This is a genomic window from Ornithinibacillus californiensis, from assembly GCF_001038485.1.
Lineage (GTDB): Bacteria > Bacillota > Bacilli > Bacillales > Amphibacillaceae > Ornithinibacillus > Ornithinibacillus californiensis.
Genome location: NZ_LDUE01000055.1, coordinates 197,951 through 219,189, shown reverse-complemented (window position 1 = coordinate 219,189; position 21,239 = coordinate 197,951). Strand labels below are relative to the sequence as shown.

Genomic DNA, 21,239 nt, shown 5'->3' with positions numbered 1-21,239 from the left:
GGCTCTATAATATTTGTTGGGGTTTCAATAAAATTCAGAAAAAAAGTACACGCACCCCAAACATTCTTTTATACTTGAATTGACGAGAAACAAGATAAAGAATGGGGATGCGTGTAAATGGATTTTATCATGAATATGCCAGGATTAAAAGACTGTAACGTAACAAATTTAGTAGAGCGAGATGGGAAGGTAGAAGTTTATGTGGAAATGGAGCGTAAGCCACATAGTTGTCCGCGATGTGGAGAGGAAACCGAACGCATACATGACTATCGATACCAAAAAGTAAAACATCTGAAATGGTTCGAAAGAATGACTCAACTATGGTATAAGCGCAGACGTTATAGTTGCCCTTCCTGTGGAAAACGATTTTCTGAAGAAAACGGCTTCGTAGAACGATATCAACGCACTTCCGTGGAATGGAATCAAGCGGTCTCTATCCGATCCATCAAAGCAAAAACTTTTAAAGAGGTAGGAGAAACATATGGCTCCTCGGCAACAACCATTGTTAGACGTTTTGACCAATTAGCGGAAACGGAGATTAAAGAGGTAAACTCACTTCCTTCCGTCATAGCGATTGACGAATATAAAGGTGATACAAAAGAGGGTAAATATCAGTTAATTATTGCGGATGGTATCACGAAACAACCATTAGATATTCTCCCAAATCGCTATAAAAAAACCATTAAACAGTATCTCCAAAAACATGGGGCAAAAGTAGAAGTTGTCATTATGGACATGAGTCCAGCTTTCAAGGCAGCTGTTCAGAACGCATTAGGTAAACCTATTATTGTAGCTGACCGTTTTCACTTTTGTCGCTATATCTACTGGGGATTAGACCGCGTGAGAAGACGAGTTCAAAAAGACTTTCATGACTATGATCGTAAGAAATGTAAGCGAATGAAGTATGTATTTCATAAAGCAAAGGGCCGTTTAAAAGATGATGAGCAGTGGCACTTAGAAAGATACTTAAGTATGTCAGATGAACTGAAAGTAGCGTATGAATTAAAGGAAGCTTATCGAGAATGGTTTGAGGAAGCGAAGCTTATGGGGAAAGAACACATCTCCCTAGTGAAAGAAAACCTACAGTCTTTCTATAAAAAGGTAATCGACGCGGAGATACCTGAAATGATAAGTGCCATTAAAACCTTTCAAAACTGGCAGATAGAAATACTGAATAGCTTTGCATACGACTATTCTAACGGTTTTTTGGAAGGTATAAATAATACTACTAAAGTGATAAAGAGAAATGCATATGGATTTAGAAGTTTTAAGCGATTTAGAGCGAAAATCTTATTGGCAAGACAGTATAAAGATGTTGGTGTGCATATAGGATGAGGTGGCGACTAATGTCACCACCCCAACATTTGACGTAGAACCTTTTTATTAAATATGGGGGTGCAAGATGAGTAAGATTCAAAGACACATAAAGATTAGAGAATTAATTACAGAGAATGATATTGACACACAGGATGAACTGGTTGATCGTTTAAAATCTTTAGGTTATAACGTGACACAAGCAACAGTTTCAAGAGATATTAAAGAATTACATCTCGTTAAAGTTCCATCAAGAGGCGGCAAATATAAGTATAGTTTACCTGCTGATCAACGGTTTAATCCTCACGATAAATTAAAACGATTAATTATGGATGCATTTGTTAAGATTGACCATACAAGCCACTTTATCGTATTAAAAACATTACCAGGTAATGCTCATGCAGTAGGTGTGCTAATTGATAATCTTGATTGGAACGAAATAATGGGTACAATTTGCGGGGATGATACCTGTCTAATTATTTGTCGTTCAGAGGAAGATACCATTGCTATCAAGGATCGTTTTATTAATATGCTCTAGTTCGAGAATGGGGTGATTATATGTTAACTGAATTATCTATCCGTAATTTTGCGATAATAGACCAAATTACTTTAACGTTTAAAGAGGGATTAACAGTCTTGTCTGGGGAAACAGGTGCCGGTAAATCTATTATTATTGATGCTATTCAATTACTTGCTGGCGGACGAGCTTCTGTTGATTTCGTTAGACATGGAGAGGATAAGGCTGAGATTGAAGGTTTGTTCTCCATTGATTCAAAATCGCATGCAATCTATACGGTTGGTAAACAATTTGGTGTAGATATTCAAGATAATGATGTCGTTCTGCAACGTGTTATTACGTCATCTGGTAAAAGTATCTGCAGAGTTAACGGTAAATTAGTAACACTTGCAATATTAAAAGAATTCGGAAGAACGTTAATAGATATCCATAGTCAGCATGAAACCCAGTCGTTAATGGTCCCAGAAAACCATATAGAGCTGCTGGACTTATATAATCCTGATCATATTGTGCAAGTTAAAGAAGAGTATTTATCATTATACAACAAACTTGAGGCGTTAAAGAAACGTTACAAAGAACTTAGTGAAAATGAACAAGAAATGGCCCAAAGACTTGATCTACTCGAATTCCAACTAAGAGAACTTGAAAAAGCAAATCTCCAACCAGATGAAGATATTGAATTAGAAAAAGAACGAAACCAATTAGTAAATTATGAAAAGATCTACAAGGGTGTTATAGAGGCATACAATGCCTTATATGGAGAACAAAGAGGTCTTGAATGGCTGAGTTTAGCCCAAAGATCATTAGATGAAATTAATCATTATGATGATTTCATTGCTAAAAAGTCGGAGTCCCTATCTAACCATTATTACATGATGGAAGACTTAACTTACGAATTGAGTAACTTTATGGAGTCATTGGAGTATGACCCTGATCGTCTGAACGAAATAGAAGGCAGACTTTCTGAAATAAGTCGTCTGAAGAAAAAGTATGGGTCCACAGTTAGTGAGATTATTGAATACATGGGTTCAATTGAAGAAGAAATTGAACAAATTAAAAATAAAGATTCTCATTTGCAGAAATTAACAACTGAAATGGAAGAAATAGAGAAGGATGCTTTTATTGAAGCGAAACAACTTCATGAGCTTCGCAAAAGAGCAGCCAATCATATAGTTTTGGAAGTTCAAGAAGAATTAAAGGATCTGTATTTAGAAAAAGCTGCATTTAATGTGCAATTTACACCTGATAATGTAATCGACAGTGCATTGTTACATAAAAATGGTTTTGACCAGGTGCGCTTTCTAATTTCAACTAATGCTGGTGAGCCATTAAAGGAAATAAATAAAGTAGCTTCAGGTGGAGAGCTTTCAAGAATCATGTTAGTTTTAAAGAAACTATTTGCTAAGCATCAAGGTGTAACGAGTGTGATCTTTGATGAAGTTGATACAGGAGTAAGTGGACGAGTTGCTCAAGCGATCGCAGAGAAAATCTTTCAAATTTCTAATGATTCACAGGTCTTATGTATTTCACATTTACCCCAAGTTGCAGCGATGGCAGATACGCATTTGTTTATAGAGAAAAATGAAATGCAAAATCGGACCGTTACGAATGTAAAAGAGTTGAGTAAAATGGAGAAAATTAATGAACTAACTAGAATGATGACTGGTACTAAAGTTACTGACACTGCAAGAGAACATGCAAAAGAATTACATGAATTAGCACATAACTATAAAAAATCAATACTTGTGAAAAGCTAATATTGAATCGTGTTACTGTCCTGTTGAGTATAATCAATGGGCAGTTTTTTTTACATAAATTGTAAAGGAAAAGATAAGCAGGTTTTCTTAACTTTTCCCAGTTTAAAAAACGCCATTAAAGGTCAAATTAGAAGTACAGATATAAAATATGGTATGGGTTTAGGAACAAGGAGAGTGGACATACGTGAAGCATAAAGACAAAATTCGTATCATTTCAGGAGTATTACTACTACTCGCATTGCTAATTGTTCCTTTTACGCCCCCTATACAAAATTATTTTGCCATTCCCAATAAAATAATAACGTTTCAAAATCAGTTCCCCTTAGAAGTTCCTAGCCTAGGTAAAGCCGTTCAAGTTCATGCATCAGTTGATGATTATCCAGAAGGAGAAGCAATTAATGCATCTACTATGCCATTCAATGAACCTGGTGACAGTCAATTATTTTACTCTGTTGCTGGTTTACCAATTAAGAAAGTCGATGTCTCGGTCTTAAAAGATGTCAAGGTTATCCCAGGTGGCCAGTCGATAGGAGTGCAGCTTCAAACACTTGGAGTTTTGGTTGTCGGTCATCATTTAGTAAATGGAGATAATGCAACAAAGTCTCCCGGTGAAGAAGCTGAAATTAAAGTTGGCGATGTTATTATGGAAATAAATGGGCAAAAGATTGAAGAAATGAGAGATGTAAAACCGCTTGTAGAAGAGTCTGGTAAGAAATCTAAGCCCCTAAACGTAAAGGTGAAAAGAGGAAAAGAAACCTTTACTACTGAATTAACACCAGTCTTAGATAAAAAAGAAAATGAGTATAGGATCGGCTTGTATATCCGTGACTCTGCAGCGGGTATTGGGACCATGACATTCTTTGAGCCCAAATCTAAAAAATATGGTGCATTAGGACACGTAATATCGGACATGGACACAAAAAAACCAATTGAAATCCACGAAGGTACTATTGTAAAATCCACGGTTACTTCCATTCAAAAAGGTAACAATGGAACTCCTGGTGAAAAGCAAGCAAAATTTTCTATCAAAGAAAATAAAATAGGAACAATCACTAAAAATAGTCCCTTTGGTATATTTGGTGAACTTGATAACTCCATTAGTAATGGAAAATATGATAAGCCAATGCCGATTGCGTTATCTCATGAAGTAAAAGAAGGTCCTGCAAAGATCTTAACGGTTATTGATGGTGAGAAAGTAGAGGAATTTGATGTTGAGGTTGTAAGTAGCGTTCCACAGAAGTCTCCTGCCACTAAAGGAATGGTTATTCAAATTACAGATTCGAAATTATTAGAAGCAACAGGTGGCATCGTACAGGGGATGAGTGGAAGCCCAATTATACAGAATGGGAAAGTTATTGGGGCAGTAACACATGTATTCGTTAATGACCCTACAAGTGGATATGGAGTTCATATCGAATGGATGCTTCAAGATGCTGGAGTAGATATTTACAAAAAGGAAGAGAAAAAAGCAAGTTAATAATGAATGGTAATGGGTCTGTGTGAATGCACGGGCTCTTTTCCATTTCAACTAATTATGAATAGATTAAAGATTTTTCGACAAACGACCTATTCTGATGTCGTATCTAATCGAATCATATCGAAAACTAAAGAAAAACAAAGCAAATCAAAGAAAATATAAAAAAACACAAAGTTTTTTTGAAAAATAAAAGGATATTTTGAACTTTTGTCGAATACATAGAGTGGACATATACGAAATACCTTAAAGGAGGAACATTTGTGGACAAGATTTCAGTTTGCTTAGTTGATGACAACAGAGATTTAATTAACTTAATGGAAGATTTTTTTGAGGAACAACCTGATATAGAGGTTGTTGGAACTGCTTACAACGGTAAAGATTGCCTGACACTAGTAGAAGAAAAGAAGCCTGATGTTTTAGTGTTAGATATTATTATGCCTCATGTTGATGGGCTAGCCGTTTTAAATATGCTCAGAGAAAAGGGAAGAGCTAGTAATGATCCGCATGTTATCATGTTAACAGCGTTTGGACAAGAAGAAGTTATGAAAAAAGCAGTTGACTTAGGGGCATCATATTTCATATTAAAACCATTTGATTTAGAAAATCTTGCAGATCAAATACGCCAAGTGAATGGGCGTGCAGTTCATTCCAATCGAACAAATATTGGTATGAAAAAAGAAAGAAAGAAGAAAGATTTGGAAGCGAGTATTACTAATATTATTCATGAGATAGGAGTACCAGCTCATATCAAGGGGTATATGTATTTAAGAGAAGCGATTACAATGGTTTACAATGATATTGAATTACTTGGTTCGATTACTAAAGTGTTGTACCCAGATATAGCAAAGAAATTCAACACTACTTCCTCACGTGTAGAACGTGCAATTCGTCATGCAATTGAAGTAGCTTGGAGTCGAGGGAATATTGATTCTATATCAGCCTTGTTCGGCTATACAGTGAGTATTTCAAAAGCTAAACCAACAAATTCAGAGTTTATTGCGATGGTGGCAGACCGTCTTCGATTAGAACATAAAGCTAGCTAAAAATAAAAAAATTACTGTATGCCAAATATACAGTAATTTTTTTTGTTTTTTATTCCTCATCTTCAAAAAACACACGATAAAGTGATTGTATCGCTCTGTCTAGGTCGTTAGCTTCGATTCCGAACATCATCGATACATCGGAAGACCCTTGATTAATCATTTTAATATTAACATTGGCTGAAGTGAGAGCTGATGTTGCTTTTTGAGCAATTCCGACTGTATTCATGATACCCTCTCCTACAATCATGATGAGAGCTAAACCATGTTTTAAAGTGACTGTATCAGGGTCTAATTCATTCTTAATCCTTTCCAATACTCTACTTTCATTCTCAGGAGTAAATTGTCTTTCCCGTATGATAACAGATAAATCATCGATTCCTGATGGAGTATGTTCAAATGAGATGGACTCATCTTCAAGAATTTCAAAGAGCCTACGTCCAAAACCTAATTCACGGTTCATTAAATACTTGCTAATGTATAAGGTACTGAATCCAGTGTCACTTGCAATCCCAACAACACATTTATTTTTGTGTTCCTTTTTAGAGACTACGTAAGTACCAGGTAGTTCTGGGTTGTTTGTGTTTTTAATACAAACAGGAATCTCCCGCTTAACAGCAGGGATCAGTGCTTCATCATGAAAAACAGAAAATCCAGCATAGGATAATTCTCGCATTTCTTTATAAGTAAGTGTTGTTATTTCTTTAGGATTCGGTACAATATTAGGGTTAACGGTGTATACAGAATCTACATCTGTAAAGTTTTCGTACAGTTCTGCTTGAACGCCTGCGGCAATAATAGACCCCGTTATATCTGAACCACCTCGGGAAAATGTTACCAATTTCCCCTCCAATGTAAAACCGAAAAAGCCTGGGATTACTAATATTCCTTCACGTTCCCTAAGGGTATAAATTAAATCGAAACTTTCCGGTAGAATTTGTGCTTTACCTGGTTCATCCGAGACAAAGATACTTGCTTCCTTGGGATTAACATAATAGGCCTCTAATCCAAGACTGGTTAAATAAGCACTTATAATCTTTGCAGAGCTATCTTCACCAATCGATTTTAGTGAATCAATTTTCATAGTTGTAGATTGTTCACTATATAGGATAGATAATATTGTTCTTCGAATATCTTCAATTAATGCATCTGGTAAATGTAATTGAATAATGATTTCATTAAAACGATCTAATATTTGTTCAAGAACTTCTTCATAATTATTGTGATATCGATATGCTTCTTCTAATGATATAAGCATGTCGGTTATTTTGATATCGTTTTTATGTCGTTTACCGGGTGCAGATACGATGATAAATTTACGTTTCGTATCTCTTTGAATAATTTCCCCGACTTTCATTATTTGTTTTGCATTAGCAACAGAACTTCCCCCAAACTTTGCTACTTTCATGAACAACACTCTCCACCCAGTTGTAAGTTATTAGTTCTTCTTTTGTTTCTTTTCATTTTTTTCTAATTGTTTCTTGCGATCCCGATATATGATAAAACCACCTAAAAATGCTAGTCCAGCTATAAATAGAATTAATCCAACAGAAAATTGGATTCCAGCATGGAAGAATATTGGATGGAACTCATCAAATAATGTATCCCTCATTAGTTTTATACCAAATGCTGCAATAACGCCGGGAATAAATATAATTAATACTGCTACTAGTCTAATCATTTTAACTCCTTTAATAACATTTCATGGTTAGTATTAATATAGGTCAATAGTATAACAAATAATGAAAAATAGATAAAAAATTTTGATTTGCCATATTTAAAAATCTACCGTATGATAGAAAAGTAGACTACTTTGTGACGAAAATAATATCAAGAAATGCCTAACTTTTTTAAATATTCCAAAAAAATATTTTTATGGATAAAAATTAAAGCGCTTACATTTATGGGGTTTGATGATTTTATATTATAATGGGTAAGTAAGACAGAAAAGATATTATTTTTGCTCAGCCATTTAGCGTCAAGAAATACATAGTAGTTGTTAATAGCTCGTACTAATAGTAGACTATAATTAGAATTATGAGGAGGATATGATATGGAAATTTTTAAAGACATGGAAGTATACGATTATGAGCAACTTGTTTTTTGCCAAGATAAGAATTCAGGATTAAAAGCAATTATTGCCATTCATGATACTACTTTAGGTCCAGCTTTAGGTGGTACTAGAATGTGGACATATGATTCAGAAGAAGAAGCTATTATTGACGCTATGCGATTAGCTAGGGGAATGACATATAAAAATGCTGCTGCAGGTCTAAATCTTGGTGGTGGGAAAACGGTTATAATTGGTGATCCAAGAAAAGATAAGAATCCTGAAATGTTCCGTGCATTTGGAAGATATATTCAAGGATTAAATGGCAGATACATAACTGCAGAAGATGTAGGAACAACAGTTGAAGATATGGACTTAATTCATATGGAAACGGATTTTGTTACAGGGATTTCCCCAGAATTTGGATCTTCAGGCGATCCATCACCAGTCACAGCTTATGGTGTATACAAAGGAATGAAAGCTGCAGCTTTAGAAGCCTTTGGTGATGACTCGTTAGAGGGTAAAACTGTAGCAGTCCAAGGTGTAGGAAGTGTTGCTTTTACTTTATGTGAATACTTACATAAAGAAGGCGCGAATTTGATTGTGACTGATATTAATCAAGCTGCTGTAAACCGTGCAGTAGAAGCTTTTGGAGCGACAGCCGTTGATCCAAACGATATCTATGATGTTGATTGTGATATTTATGCTCCATGTGCACTAGGTGCAACAATTAACGACGACACACTTTCGCGATTAAAAGCAAAGGTTATTGCTGGTTCTGCAAATAACCAATTAAAAAATACAGAACACGGTGACATTTTATTCGAAAAAGGAATGGTTTACGCACCAGATTATGTTATAAACGCAGGTGGAGTAATTAATGTTGCAGACGAATTAAATGGTTATAATCAATCAAGAGCAATGAAAAAAGTAGAAGGAATTTATGATAGTTTAGTGAAGGTATTTGAAATTTCTAGAAGAGACAACATACCAACTTATTTAGCTGCAGATAGAATGGCGGAGGAACGAATCGAGTCTGCAAGAAAATCAAGAGGTCAATTCTTATTAAATGGTCTTCACACATTAAGTAGAAGAAAATAAAGGGGGAGGCTATTATGGCTGAGGAGTATGATTTAGTAGTACTTGGAGGCGGAACAGGTGGATATGTGGCTGCAATTCGTGCCTCTCAACTTGGTATGAAGGTTGCCGTTGTTGAAAAAGGCGAGCTAGGTGGTACTTGTTTACATCGGGGTTGTATTCCATCGAAGGCGTTATTACGTAGTGCTGAAGTGTATAGACAAACAAATGGTGCAGAAGATTATGGTATTACTACAGGAAAAGTTGAGCTGCATTTTGATCGTGTTCAAGAAAGGAAAGGGGACATTATAAATACGCTTCATAAAGGTGTTCAAGCTTTAATGAAGAAGGGAAAAATTGATGTTTTCGAAGGGTTTGGAAGGATTTTAGGACCGAGTATTTTTTCTCCACTACCTGGTACTATTTCGATAGAATATGCAAATGGTGAAGAAAATACAATGATTGTTCCGAAATATGTCTTAATAGCAACTGGGTCTTCACCGAGAACTTTACCTGGATTAGAAATTGATGGTACGTATGTTATGAGCTCTGATGAGGCGCTACAAATGGAAAGTTTACCTGAATCAATTTTAATCGTAGGTGGAGGAGTTATTGGAATTGAATGGGCTTCGATGTTAGCGGACTTTGGGGTTAAAGTAACTGTGATTGAATATTTAGACCAAATCTTGCCAACGGAAGATGCTGATATAGCTAATGAAGTCGAAAAACAATTGAAACGTAAGGGTGTAACTTTTGTAAAAGGTGCGAAAGTATTACCCGAGACACTCCATAAGGAGAATAAAGTAACAATAGAAGTTGAAATTAATGAAACTAAGGAAACATATCAAGCAGATAAACTCTTAGTCTCAGTAGGACGTCAAGCTAATACTACGAATATAGGTCTAGAAAATACAGATATCGTTGTAGATAAAGGATCTATCCAAACATCTAAATTCTATCAAACAAAAGAATCACATATTTATGCTATTGGGGATGTTATCGGAGGCATGCAGTTGGCCCATGTTGCATCACATGAAGGCATTATAGCGGTAGAACATATGGCAGGGAAAGATCCGGAAAGCATAAATTATGATAACATTCCCGCATGTATCTATTCGAATCCTGAAGCTGCTAGTGTAGGTTTGACAGAAAAACAAGCTAAAGAACAAGGTTTTGACATTAAGGTAGGAAAATTCCCGTTCAAGGCAATAGGAAAAGCTTTAGTTTATGGAGAGTCAGAAGGATTTGTCAAAATTATTATGAACAAAGAAAATGAAGATCTTCTTGGTGTACATATGGTTGGACCACATGTGACAGATATGATCTCAGAGGCAGGTCTTGCGAAAGTGCTAGATGCTACTCCGTGGGAGATATCCCAGACTGTTCACCCACATCCAACACTTTCAGAGATAATGGGTGAAGCAGCACTCGCAGTAGAAGGTTTACAAATTCATGGATAAATTAAGGTTAATTAGTTAAAGGGAGGGACTCTATATGACTGGAAATCGTCACGAGGAGCTTGGCTTATCGAATAATCAAGTACTAGAAATGTACAAAACAATGCTATTAGCTAGAAAGCTAGATGAAAGAATGTGGTTACTAAATCGAGCAGGGAAGATACCTTTTGTTATTTCTTGTCAAGGACAGGAAGCTGCTCAGGTAGGTGCTGCATTTGCTCTAGATCGTAATGAAGATTATGTGGCACCGTATTATCGCGATATGGGTGTTGTACTAGCATTTGGTATGACTGCTAAAGAGCTAATGTTATCAGCATTTGCTAAAGCAGAGGATCCTAATTCAGGTGGGAGACAAATGCCTAGTCACTTTGGACAAAAGAAAAATCGAATTCTTACTGGATCATCACCTGTTACCACACAAGTACCACATGCTGTTGGTGTTGCACTTGCTGCAAAAATGGAAAACAAAAACTTGGTTTCTTTTGTCACACTAGGTGAAGGTTCTTCTAACCAAGGTGACTTTCATGAAGGGTTAAACTTTGCTGGTGTCCATAAATTACCTGTTATTACAATGGTTGAAAATAATAAATACGCTATTTCTGTACCTGCAGAAAAACAATTAGGTAACCAAAAAGTTTCAGATAGGGCACTCGGTTACGGTATGCCAGGCTTCACTGTAGATGGTAATGACCCATTAGAAATTTACAGGGTAGTAAAAGAAGCCCGTGATCGTGCACTGAACGGAGAAGGTCCAACACTTATTGAGGCGGTATCTTACCGATTGACCGCTCACTCGAGTGATGATGATGATCGTTCATATCGCGATCGTGAAGAAGTAGAAGAAGCGAAGAAACTTGATTCTATTTTCACATTTGCTGAGTACTTAAAGAATGCAAACATCCTCACGGAAGACTTGGAAACGGAAATTACAAATGAAATTAATATTCTTGTTAATGAAGCAACTGACTACGCAGAAAATGCACCTTACGCTGAACCTGAAGATGCATTAAAGTATGTTTATGAAGAAAAGTAGGGAGGGATAATCTATGCCAGTTATGTCTTATATACAAGCTGTCACGTCTGCTCTACGTGAAGAAATGCAACGTGATGAGAAAGTATTTGTATTAGGGGAAGACGTTGGAAGAAAAGGTGGCGTTTTTAAAGCAACCGAAGGGTTATATAATGAATTTGGGGAATATCGTGTACTTGATACACCACTAGCCGAATCGGCAATTGCTGGAGTGGGAATTGGTGCTGCGATGTATGGAATGCGTCCGGTTGCAGAAATGCAGTTTGCGGATTTCATTATGCCTGCTGTAAACCAAATTATTTCTGAAGCGGCTAGAATTAGATATCGTTCAAACAACGACTGGGATTGTCCAATTGTTATCCGGGCACCTTATGGTGGAGGTGTACACGGCGCACTATACCATTCACAGTCAGTAGAGGCTATTTTTGCTAACCAGCCAGGATTGAAGATAGTTATGCCTTCTACACCTTACGATGTAAAAGGATTATTGAAAGCAGCTATTAGGGATAATGATCCGGTTCTATTCTTTGAACATAAGCGTGCTTATCGCTTACTTAAAGGTGAAGTACCTGAAGAAGATTATGTACTACCAATTGGCAAAGCAGATGTAAAGCGAGAAGGTTCAGATATAACGGTAATTACGTATGGATTATGTGTTCACTTTGCTCTACAAGCTGCAGAAAAGCTTGCTGAAGAGGGTATTGATGCTCATATTCTCGACTTACGTACGATTTACCCATTAGATAAAGAAGCTATTATTGAGGCAGCCAAAAAGACGGGTAAAGTTCTATTAGTAACAGAAGATAATAAAGAAGGTAGTATTATTGGTGAAGTTGCAGCTATTATAGCAGAAAACTGTCTATTTGATTTAGATGCACCAGTACAGCGATTAGCTGGTCCAGATGTGCCGTCAATGCCATACGCACCAACAATGGAAAAATTCTTTATGATGAATCCTGATAAAATCGAAAAAGCAATGCGCGAATTAGCGGAATTTTAATAGATAGGAGGGAGAGCTATGGCGACAGAGAAAATCACAATGCCCCAATTAGGGGAAAGTGTGACAGAAGGAACGATTAGTACTTGGCTTGTGAAAGTTGGGGATCATGTAAATAAATACGACCCGTTAGCTGAAGTAATGACGGATAAAGTAAATGCTGAAGTACCTTCTTCTTTTACTGGTACAATTAAGGAAATTGTAACTGCAGAAGGAGAAACGGTGGCAGTAGGTGAACTTATCTGCTATATCGAAACAGAAGCTGGTGGAACAGTTGAAGCTTCGGCTGCCAAGGGTGAAGAGAAAAAAGAGACTGTAACTGCACAAAATGAAACAACAGATCAGTCTATGAAAAACCGTTACTCACCTGCTGTATTTAAACTTGCTCAGGAGAATAATATTAACTTAAATCAAGTAAACGGAACTGGGCGTGGAGGAAGAATTACTAGAAAAGATATTGAAAAAATCATCTCCACTGGTCAAACTCCAACATTGAGTGAGTCTGCTACTCCAGCAATTACTGTGGAAAAAGAGTCTAGCAACAATACACCTGGACCATCTACACCTCAGCCAACGAGTCAAGTAGGTGATATTGAAATTCCTGTAACTGGTGTTAGAAAGATTATTGCACAAAATATGGTACGTTCCAAAACGGAAATACCTCATGCATGGATGATGGTTGAGGTCGATGTGACTAATCTAGTTAATTACAGAAATAAAATTAAGAATGATTTCAAGCAAAATGAAGGCTATAACCTGACTTACTTTTCATTTTTTGTTAAAGCTGTTGCTCAGGCACTAAAGAAATTCCCACAGTTGAATAGCACTTGGGCTGGGGATAAGATCATTCAACGTAAGGATATTAATTTATCGATAGCAGTTGCTAAGGATCAAGAATTATTTGTCCCAGTCATTAAGAATGCGGATGAAAAGAGTATAAAAGGGATAGCTAGAGAGATAAATGATCTTGCTCAAAAAGCACGAAATAATAAGTTAACAACAAATGATATGCAAGGTGGTACTTTTACGGTAAACAACACTGGATCCTTTGGTTCAGTTCAGTCGATGGGGGTAATTAATCACCCACAAGCGGCCATACTACAAATTGAATCTATCGTTAAAAAACCGGTTATTATTGATAATATGTTTGCTGCTCGAGATATGGTAAATCTATGTTTATCACTCGACCACCGTATATTAGATGGTCTAATCTGTGGCCAATTCTTAGCATATGTAAAAGAAACATTGGAAACTATGAATGAAAATACTGTTCAAGTGTACTAATCCCAAGCGTTATAGTTTGAATTCTACCTGTAATATTGATAACCTATATGTTAGGTAAGACTAAACTTAACACAAGGGGTGGCAAATATGGATTTTAACCTATTTATGAATGATATCGTTGATGCTGCACGTAAAGATATAACGGAAGCTGGATTTGAAGAAGCTCGCACTCCAGAAGAAGTAGATGCAGCTTTATCTAAAGAAGGTACAACACTAGTTATGATCAACTCAACTTGTGGTTGTGCTGGTGGGGTAGCACGTCCAGCCGCAGCGAATGCCATACATTATGACAAGCGTCCTGATCATTTAGTTACAGTGTTTGCTGGTCAAGATCGTGAAGCAACGGAGAAAGCACGTACATATTTCGAAGGATATCCTCCTTCATCTCCATCTTTTGCATTTTTAAAGGATGGTAAAATTGTTACGATGTTAGAGCGTCATGACATTGAAGGTCATAGTGCAATGGAAGTGATGACGAAGCTTCAGGAAGTTTTTGAAAAACATTGTGAAGAAGTGTAAGCTATAACCAAATAAGGCTGTCTCTATTTGAGGTCAGCCTTATTTCTTATACATTAAAGGCTACTAATAAAACGATAGTATCAAACGACGTACTGTTTTTTGGAATATGTAAAAGGGCAACTTGAAGGAGAAGACAAGGTGAAAATTGGGTATCGAACTGTAAAAACTGCAATAGGTACACCTATTGCAATCATAATAGCCCAGTACTTAGGTCTATCCAATTTTACATCAGCAGGGATTTTAACCATACTGACTATTAAACCGTCACGAAAGCAATCGGTCATAAGCGCATGGCACCGTTTACTAGCTTGTATTGTTGCAAGTGTTTTTGCGTTTGTTTTTTTTGAATTTGTAGGATACCATCCGGTTGTTTTAGCCATCATGCTTATCTTTTTTATTCCGGTAACGGTATTACTAAAAGTTACGCCTGGCATAGCAACTAGTTCGGTTATCATTCTTAATCTTTATAGTGCGGGAGATATACCTATACAATTCCTGCTAGAACAATTTGTCTTAATCTTTGTGGGGATTGGTACAGGTCTATTAGTTAATTTATATATGCCGGGATATGACCGTAAGTTAAAGCAAATTCAAAAGAAACTTGAGGATAATTTCCAACTCATATTGACGGAAATAGCTCTGTATATTCGTGATAAAAATACCGTTTGGAATGGTAAGGAATTACGGGAATCGGATGAATTATTACACATAGCTACAGATCTAGTAGAGATTGATAAGGAAAATCATTTGTTAAGGTCAGAACACACGTATTACGACTATTTTTATATGCGTCAAAAGCAATTGGATTTACTTAGAAAAATGCTTCCTCTTGTTACAAAACTTCCAAATCAAGATGAGATATCACTAAAAATTGCAAATTTCTTTGATGGATTAGCCGAATCTGTTCATCCAGGTAATACGGCAATTGTATTTTTGGAACAATTGAAAGAATTACGGGAAGATTTTAATAAGGAGGATTTACCGACAACGCGAGAGGAATTTGAAACACGTGCGAATTTATTTCGTTTATTACATGAGATAGAGAATTATTTAATCATTAAAAAGCGTTATAAAGAAAGTGATGTTAGTCTATTAAAGAGAGCAAAAGCGGTAAAATAAAAAGACTAGATTACTACTCGTAATCCAGTCTTCTCAGTTCTCTTTAAAAACCTACAAAAAGTGCTAGGCCATAAGTTATTGTAGAGACTACCATTGCAAAAATCATGATATAGATTGCTATTTTCATGCGACGGTCGCGCTTAGATTTTCTTTTTGGAGCTGGTTTCGTTGTTTGCTTTGCAGACATTTATTCGTCCTCCCTTAAATCCCAAGTGTGCTTATTTAATTTTAACGTTAAAATAGAATTAGGACAAGTAATAAATTTCTTACACCTATTTTAATATAAATTTTCCTAATATTTACCGTATTACGAGTGGTTAAACTTTTCAACTTTTACAGAACGGGGGAACATATATGGGTATCAATCAGAAAGAGATTGAAAAGAAATGGAAGGATTCCGTTGAGGAAAATTTAAAGCGCTTTCCTGAGCGCAAAGAAACATTTCAAACTAGTTCAGAGATTGAAGTACAAGGACTCTACTACCCAGAAAATGATAGTAATTATTTAGAAAAATTAGGATATCCAGGCGAATATCCGTATACTCGTGGAATACAATCTACCATGTATCGGAGTAAGTATTGGACAATGCGACAATATGCAGGGTTTGGTTCTGCTAAGGAAACAAATAAGCGCTTTCGTTATTTATTAGAGCAGGGGCAAACGGGACTTTCTGTTGCATTCGATTTACCGACACAAATCGGCTATGACTCAGATGACTCCATGTCTGAAGGAGAAGTAGGTAGAGTTGGTGTCGCAATAGACACACTTCATGATATGGAAGAGCTTTTAGAACAAATTCCATTGGATCGAGTTAGTACATCAATGACGATTAACGCACCTGCATCAGTCCTATTATGTATGTATATTGCGGTAGGAGAGAAACAAGGGGTTTCAACAGATAAATTAACCGGTACGATTCAGAATGATATTCTAAAAGAATATATCGCTCGCGGTACGTATATTTTTCCGCCTAAACCATCTATGCGATTAATAACGAATATCTTTGAATACTGCCAGCAATATGTACCTAAATTTAATACAATTAGTATCTCTGGTTACCACATTCGTGAGGCGGGTTCAACTGCTGTTCAAGAAGCAGCATTTACGATTGCAAATGGTATGGCATATGTAGATGCCGCTATTGAATCTGGACTAGAAGTGGATTCTTTTGCCCCTAGACTAGCATTTTTCTTTAACGCACATAATAACTTCTTTGAAGAGATTGCTAAGTTCCGTGCTGCGAGAAGAGTTTGGGCACGAATAATGAAGGAACATTATCAAGCTAAGAATCCGAAAAGCTGGAAATTGAGATTCCATACCCAAACTGGAGGCTCCACGTTAACTGCTCAACAGCCTGATAATAATATTGTACGCGTGACTTTACAAGCACTTGCTGCAGTTCTAGGAGGAACGCAAAGTCTACACACGAATTCTCGCGATGAAGCATTAGCACTACCAACTGAGGAATCTGCAAGGATCGCATTAAGGACACAACAAATCATCGCCCATGAAAGTGGAGTAGCAGACACGGTCGACCCTCTTGGTGGTTCTTATTATGTTGAAGAACTGACAGATAAGATAGAATCTGAAATAGAGGGATACTTGAATCAGATTCGAGACATCGGTGGAGCAGTAGCGGCAATTGAAGAGGGCTACATGCAACGTGAGATTCACCGTACAGCATACGAAACACAAAAACGAATTGAAAAAGAAGAAGAGATAATTGTTGGTTTAAATAAATTTAAAATTGAAGAAGAGGTAAATCCTGAGTTGTTAAAAGTTGATGAGGAACTTGAACGTCAACAAAAGTCTAAATTACGAAAGATCAAGAATGAGCGTGACAATGATTTAGTAGACAGTACATTGAAGCAATTGAAATGGGCAGCTAGCCAAAACGGGGAGAATTTAATGCCGTATATTTTGAATGCAGTAAAGGCATATGCTTCAGTTGGAGAAATCTGTAATGTCCTCCGTAAAGAATTCGGGGAATACAGAAGCAACTAATTGTTATAGGGGGAGAATAAAATATGCAAAAAATACGAGTATTAGTTGCCAAACCAGGTCTAGATGGGCATGACCGTGGCGCACTAGTTATTGCGCAAGGCTTGCGTGATCATGGTATGGAGGTTATTTATACTGGGCTAAGACAATCACCTGCTCAAATAGCAAAAGCGGCAATACAGGAAGATGTTGATGTAGTTGGTTTGTCATCTTTATCAGGAGCACATCGTACCCTCTTTCCAAAAGTAATTGAGGAACTTCAATCAATGAATGCAGGGGATATTCCTGTTATTGGTGGGGGGGTTATCCCTTCAGAAGATATTCCTTTTCTAATAGAGAAAGGTATTAATAGAGTCTTTACGAGCGGTTCTACGATTGAAGAATTGGCAAATTACATTAATCAATTAGTTGTACCAGCAAACAGTCAAGTTGCTAAGAAAATTTCTCATATAGGTATTGCAGTTCGTTCTATTAAAAATACGCTTCCTTTTTATACGGAGACGTTAGGTTTGTCATTAGAGGGGTTGGAAGAAGTAGAGTCAGAGAGTGTTAATGTTGCTTTTTTAAAGATTGGAGACAGCAGGTTTGAATTGTTAGAACCAACGTCCGAAACCTCACCTATTCATACCTTTTTAGAAAAAAGAGGGGAAGGTATCCATCATATCGCACTTGATGTGGAAGATATTGAAACAAGGATAAGACATTTATCCAAGAATGGTATTCAATTTATTAACACAGAACCAAAACTTGGTGCTCATCAGACGAGTATTGCTTTTATGCATCCTAAATCAGCACATGGTGTCTTGTTTGAACTATGTGAAGAAGGTGGAGGTGAAGAAGCATGATGGATATGTTTGATAAGATTAACGAACTCTATGATAAAAGAAGAAAAGCTGAACTAGGTGGTGGTGACGAAAGAATTGAAAAGCAACACGCTAAGGGCAAATGGACGGCTAGAGAAAGAATCGATTATTTGCTCGATGATGGTACCTTTGTAGAATTAAATACGTTTATTGAAAATCGTGGAACGGATTTTGATATGAATGGTTCTGAAGGGGTAGGAGATGGTGTTGTTACAGGATTCGGTAAAATAAATGGACGCCCAGTTTATTTATTTGCACAAGATTTTACCCTTTTCGGGGGTGCTCTAGGTGAGATGCATGGAAAGAAAATTGCTGCTGTAATGGATCTTGCAGCCAAAAATGGCGTTCCATTTATCGGATTAAATGATTCAGGTGGTGCTAGAATCCAAGAAGGAGTTTCTTCATTAGATGGGTACGGTCATGTGTTTTATCGAAACGCTATCTACTCGGGAGTAATACCACAGATTTCCGTTATAATGGGGCCAAGCGCAGGAGGTGCTGTATATTCTCCGGCGATTACCGATTTTGTAATTATGGTTGAGAAAACGTCACAAATGTTTATTACAGGACCAAAGGTAATTGAAACTGTAACGGGAGAACGAATTTCCTCTGAAGATTTAGGTGGAGCGCATGTTCATAATAGTAAAAGTGGAAATGCTCACTTTAAAGCCAAGAATGAAGAAGAAGCCCTTGAACATGTAAAGAAATTACTTTCTTATCTTCCGAATAATAATACAGAGACTCCTCAAAAGAAAGCATGTCTGGAAGATGAATTCGGAGACTATCGCCCTGAGTTAGTTGATATAGTGCCATTTGATTCTACTCGTCCTTATGACATGAGACAAGTAATTAAACAAGTAGTCGATGAGGGTAGTTTTTATGAGATTCACGCTGAATTTGCCAAAAATGTCGTAGTAGGCTTTGCTAGAATAAAAGGACAAACCGTGGGACTTGTTTGTAATCAACCAAAGCATCTTGCTGGTGGACTTGATATTGATTCAAGTGATAAAGCAGCAAGGTTTATCCGATTATGTGATTGCTTTAATATTCCTATCATCACGTTTGAAGATGTTACAGGCTTCTTTCCTGGCATAAAACAAGAGCATGGTGGTATCATACGTCATGGAGCAAAAATTCTATATGCTTATTCTGAGGCTACTGTACCGAAACTAACCGTAATCGTTCGAAAGGCTTATGGTGGGGCATATGTCGCATTAAATAGTAAATCAATCGGTGCGGATTTAGTATTTGCTTGGCCTAATGCGGAAATTGCAGTAATGGGTCCGGAAGGTGCAGCCAATATTATTTTCGCTAAAGAAATTGCAGCAAGTGACGAACCCGAAATAACACGCCAAGAAAAAATAGATACATATCGAGAGAAGTTTGCAAACCCTTATGTTGCTGCAAGTCTCGGAATGGTTGATGATGTTATTGATCCAAGGGAAACTCGTATGAAGCTTATTCAAGGCTTAGAAATGCTACAATATAAAAAAGAGGACCGTCCATCAAAAAAACACGGAAATATTCCTCTTTAAATATTAGGAGGGTAAACATCTTGGTAAATAAAGACAGATTAGTAACTGAATTTATGGAACTTGTCCAAGTGGATTCAGAAACAGGTTTTGAAGCGGAAATAGCAGATGTTCTAAAAAAGAAATTTCAAGCGCTAGGTTTACAAGTTATCGAAGACCAAGCGAAAGAAAAAACTGGTCACGGTGCTAATAATCTTATTTGTACATTGAAAGGTTCAAAAGATGGTGTAGACCCAATCTATTTTACATCTCATATGGATACTGTTGTTCCAGGTAAAGGAATTAAACCATCGATTCAGGACGGTTATATTGTATCGGATGGTACAACCATTTTAGGATCTGATGATAAAGCAGGACTTGCAGCTATGTTGGAAGCAATCCGCACATTACAAGAGAAAAACGTGCAACACGGTGATGTTCAGTTTGTAATTACAGTAGGTGAAGAATCTGGATTAGTTGGTGCTAAAGCTCTTGATTCATCATTAATCAATGCCAAGTTTGGGTATGCATTAGACAGTAACGGTGATGTTGGTGATATTATTGTTGCTGCTCCAACACAAGCAAAAATTAACACCATTATTAAAGGGAAAACGGCACATGCCGGTGTTGCCCCTGAGAAAGGTGTTTCAGCTATTACGATTGCGGCTAAGGCAATTGCTAAGATGCCCTTAGGTCGTATTGATGAAGAGACTACTGCCAACATCGGTCGATTTGAAGGTGGAAAGCAAACCAATATCGTAGTGGATCATGTTGAAATCCTAGCTGAAGCCCGCTCACTAGTTCCAGAAAAAATGGAAGCGCAAGTGGCGAAAATGAAAGAAGCTTATGAATCAACCGCTAAAGAAATGGGCGGGGAAGCAATTGTTGACATTAAAGTTATGTATCCTGGATTCAAACAAGAAGCTGGCGATGAGGTTGTCGAAGTAGCAAGAAAAGCAGCTGCAACCATTGGAAGAGAAAGCAAACTTCTAAAAAGCGGTGGTGGAAGTGACGCCAACGTCATTGCTGGATTTGGAATTCCTACCGTAAATTTAGCAGTAGGATATGAAGAGATTCACACGACAAATGAGCGTATACCGGTAGAAGAGCTAGTTAAAGTAACAGAGCTTGTGGCAGCTATTATTGAGGAAGTAGCAAAGTAAATAAAGTTAGAAGATGATTTGGGATGCAAAACTCTGTCTGTTTTGTATCCCATTTTTGTTTTT

At 36.9% G+C, this 21,239-nt stretch carries 19 protein-coding genes; 16 read left to right on the top strand and 3 right to left on the bottom strand.

Annotation, left to right across the window (positions count from 1 at the left end; translation table 11 throughout):
• The first annotated feature begins 117 nt into the window (after positions 1-117).
• From TE34_RS13810 to spo0A, 5 genes are all read left to right on the top strand, one after another.
• Positions 118-1,335 (top strand): ISL3 family transposase, encoded by a 1,218-nt coding sequence (locus TE34_RS13810; RefSeq protein WP_047983024.1) that lies wholly within the window; start codon positions 118-120, stop codon positions 1,333-1,335.
• Positions 1,336-1,402: 67 nt separating this feature from the next.
• The gene (gene ahrC / locus TE34_RS13805; protein WP_047985398.1) at positions 1,403-1,852 is read left to right on the top strand and encodes a transcriptional regulator AhrC/ArgR; all 450 of its coding nucleotides are present in this window, start codon (positions 1,403-1,405) and stop codon (positions 1,850-1,852) included.
• A gap of 20 nt (positions 1,853-1,872) precedes the next feature.
• Entirely contained in the window at positions 1,873-3,588 is a 1,716-nt protein-coding gene (gene recN / locus TE34_RS13800) for a DNA repair protein RecN (protein WP_047985397.1), read from the top strand.
• 184 nt (positions 3,589-3,772) lie between these two features.
• Positions 3,773-5,065 carry a SpoIVB peptidase gene (gene spoIVB, locus TE34_RS13795; RefSeq protein ID WP_047985396.1) on the top strand — a complete coding sequence of 431 codons (1,293 nt, stop codon included), beginning with the start codon at positions 3,773-3,775 and terminating at the stop codon, positions 5,063-5,065.
• A 260-nt stretch (positions 5,066-5,325) separates the two neighbouring features.
• Positions 5,326-6,108: a sporulation transcription factor Spo0A gene (gene spo0A, locus TE34_RS13790; RefSeq protein WP_047985395.1), complete on the top strand. Its 783-nt coding sequence runs from the start codon at positions 5,326-5,328 to the stop codon at positions 6,106-6,108.
• 49 nt (positions 6,109-6,157) lie between these two features.
• Here the strand turns inward: spo0A and TE34_RS13785 are convergent, their stop codons facing one another.
• Together TE34_RS13785 and TE34_RS13780 are read right to left on the bottom strand one after the other, a co-directional pair.
• A complete protein-coding gene (locus TE34_RS13785; protein ID WP_047985394.1) occupies positions 6,158-7,513 on the bottom strand; it encodes an aspartate kinase in 1,356 nt (451 codons plus the stop codon).
• 30 nt (positions 7,514-7,543) lie between these two features.
• The gene (locus TE34_RS13780; protein ID WP_047985393.1) at positions 7,544-7,786 is read right to left on the bottom strand and encodes a DUF2627 domain-containing protein; all 243 of its coding nucleotides are present in this window, start codon (positions 7,784-7,786) and stop codon (positions 7,544-7,546) included.
• Positions 7,787-8,158: 372 nt separating this feature from the next.
• Here TE34_RS13780 and bcd point away from each other — a divergent pair, with 372 nt between their 5' ends.
• The 7 genes from bcd to TE34_RS13745 all read left to right on the top strand — a co-directional run bounded on the left by bcd (position 8,159) and on the right by TE34_RS13745 (position 15,638).
• On the top strand, positions 8,159-9,256 hold the full coding sequence (gene bcd / locus TE34_RS13775) for a branched-chain amino acid dehydrogenase (RefSeq protein WP_047985392.1): 1,098 nt from the start codon (positions 8,159-8,161) through the stop codon (positions 9,254-9,256).
• A 14-nt stretch (positions 9,257-9,270) separates the two neighbouring features.
• The gene (lpdA, locus tag TE34_RS13770; protein WP_047985391.1) at positions 9,271-10,692 is read left to right on the top strand and encodes a dihydrolipoyl dehydrogenase; all 1,422 of its coding nucleotides are present in this window, start codon (positions 9,271-9,273) and stop codon (positions 10,690-10,692) included.
• A gap of 34 nt (positions 10,693-10,726) precedes the next feature.
• Complete coding sequence (locus TE34_RS13765) at positions 10,727-11,722, top strand: thiamine pyrophosphate-dependent dehydrogenase E1 component subunit alpha (RefSeq protein WP_047985390.1); 996 nt, start codon at positions 10,727-10,729, stop codon at positions 11,720-11,722.
• Between the two features lie 13 nt (positions 11,723-11,735).
• Positions 11,736-12,719 carry an alpha-ketoacid dehydrogenase subunit beta gene (locus tag TE34_RS13760; RefSeq protein ID WP_047985389.1) on the top strand — a complete coding sequence of 328 codons (984 nt, stop codon included), beginning with the start codon at positions 11,736-11,738 and terminating at the stop codon, positions 12,717-12,719.
• 18 nt (positions 12,720-12,737) lie between these two features.
• Complete coding sequence (locus TE34_RS13755; RefSeq protein ID WP_047985388.1) at positions 12,738-14,000, top strand: dihydrolipoamide acetyltransferase family protein; 1,263 nt, start codon at positions 12,738-12,740, stop codon at positions 13,998-14,000.
• 87 nt (positions 14,001-14,087) lie between these two features.
• Positions 14,088-14,519 (top strand): BrxA/BrxB family bacilliredoxin, encoded by a 432-nt coding sequence (locus TE34_RS13750; RefSeq protein ID WP_047985387.1) that lies wholly within the window; start codon positions 14,088-14,090, stop codon positions 14,517-14,519.
• A gap of 138 nt (positions 14,520-14,657) precedes the next feature.
• Positions 14,658-15,638 carry an aromatic acid exporter family protein gene (locus TE34_RS13745; protein WP_047985386.1) on the top strand — a complete coding sequence of 327 codons (981 nt, stop codon included), beginning with the start codon at positions 14,658-14,660 and terminating at the stop codon, positions 15,636-15,638.
• A 43-nt stretch (positions 15,639-15,681) separates the two neighbouring features.
• On the opposite strand, the gene prli42 is transcribed toward TE34_RS13745, so the two are convergent.
• Positions 15,682-15,825 (bottom strand): stressosome-associated protein Prli42, encoded by a 144-nt coding sequence (gene prli42, locus TE34_RS21060; protein ID WP_157037633.1) that lies wholly within the window; start codon positions 15,823-15,825, stop codon positions 15,682-15,684.
• 167 nt (positions 15,826-15,992) lie between these two features.
• Here prli42 and TE34_RS13740 point away from each other — a divergent pair, with 167 nt between their 5' ends.
• The 4 genes from TE34_RS13740 to TE34_RS13725 are packed head-to-tail and all read left to right on the top strand — an operon-like array spanning position 15,993 to position 21,176.
• Positions 15,993-17,642, top strand: a complete 1,650-nt coding sequence (locus TE34_RS13740) for an acyl-CoA mutase large subunit family protein (protein WP_047985385.1) — start codon at positions 15,993-15,995, stop codon at positions 17,640-17,642.
• 23 nt (positions 17,643-17,665) lie between these two features.
• The gene (gene mce / locus TE34_RS13735) at positions 17,666-18,484 is read left to right on the top strand and encodes a methylmalonyl-CoA epimerase (RefSeq protein WP_047985384.1); all 819 of its coding nucleotides are present in this window, start codon (positions 17,666-17,668) and stop codon (positions 18,482-18,484) included.
• Entirely contained in the window at positions 18,484-20,037 is a 1,554-nt protein-coding gene (locus tag TE34_RS13730) for an acyl-CoA carboxylase subunit beta (protein WP_201777700.1), read from the top strand. Before mce ends, TE34_RS13730 begins: the two co-directional genes overlap by 1 nt.
• Positions 20,038-20,057: 20 nt before the next feature.
• Positions 20,058-21,176 (top strand): M20/M25/M40 family metallo-hydrolase, encoded by a 1,119-nt coding sequence (locus TE34_RS13725; protein WP_047985382.1) that lies wholly within the window; start codon positions 20,058-20,060, stop codon positions 21,174-21,176.
• The last annotated feature ends 63 nt before the right edge of the window (positions 21,177-21,239 follow it).

What these genes read in the sequence shown, in the direction of transcription:
- TE34_RS13810 (WP_047983024.1), top strand. Translation starts at nt 118, where the DNA reads ATGGATTTTATCATGAATATGCCAGGATTAAAAGACTGTAACGTAACA.
- ahrC (WP_047985398.1), top strand. Translation starts at nt 1,403, where the DNA reads ATGAGTAAGATTCAAAGACACATAAAGATTAGAGAATTAATTACAGAG.
- recN (WP_047985397.1), top strand. Translation starts at nt 1,873, where the DNA reads ATGTTAACTGAATTATCTATCCGTAATTTTGCGATAATAGACCAAATT.
- TE34_RS13785 (WP_047985394.1), bottom strand. Translation starts at nt 7,513, where the DNA reads ATGAAAGTAGCAAAGTTTGGGGGAAGTTCTGTTGCTAATGCAAAACAA.
- TE34_RS13780 (WP_047985393.1), bottom strand. Translation starts at nt 7,786, where the DNA reads ATGATTAGACTAGTAGCAGTATTAATTATATTTATTCCCGGCGTTATT.
- bcd (WP_047985392.1), top strand. Translation starts at nt 8,159, where the DNA reads ATGGAAATTTTTAAAGACATGGAAGTATACGATTATGAGCAACTTGTT.
- lpdA (WP_047985391.1), top strand. Translation starts at nt 9,271, where the DNA reads ATGGCTGAGGAGTATGATTTAGTAGTACTTGGAGGCGGAACAGGTGGA.
- TE34_RS13765 (WP_047985390.1), top strand. Translation starts at nt 10,727, where the DNA reads ATGACTGGAAATCGTCACGAGGAGCTTGGCTTATCGAATAATCAAGTA.
- TE34_RS13760 (WP_047985389.1), top strand. Translation starts at nt 11,736, where the DNA reads ATGCCAGTTATGTCTTATATACAAGCTGTCACGTCTGCTCTACGTGAA.
- TE34_RS13755 (WP_047985388.1), top strand. Translation starts at nt 12,738, where the DNA reads ATGGCGACAGAGAAAATCACAATGCCCCAATTAGGGGAAAGTGTGACA.
- TE34_RS13750 (WP_047985387.1), top strand. Translation starts at nt 14,088, where the DNA reads ATGGATTTTAACCTATTTATGAATGATATCGTTGATGCTGCACGTAAA.
- prli42 (WP_157037633.1), bottom strand. Translation starts at nt 15,825, where the DNA reads ATGTCTGCAAAGCAAACAACGAAACCAGCTCCAAAAAGAAAATCTAAG.
- TE34_RS13740 (WP_047985385.1), top strand. Translation starts at nt 15,993, where the DNA reads ATGGGTATCAATCAGAAAGAGATTGAAAAGAAATGGAAGGATTCCGTT.
- mce (WP_047985384.1), top strand. Translation starts at nt 17,666, where the DNA reads ATGCAAAAAATACGAGTATTAGTTGCCAAACCAGGTCTAGATGGGCAT.
- TE34_RS13730 (WP_201777700.1), top strand. Translation starts at nt 18,484, where the DNA reads ATGGATATGTTTGATAAGATTAACGAACTCTATGATAAAAGAAGAAAA.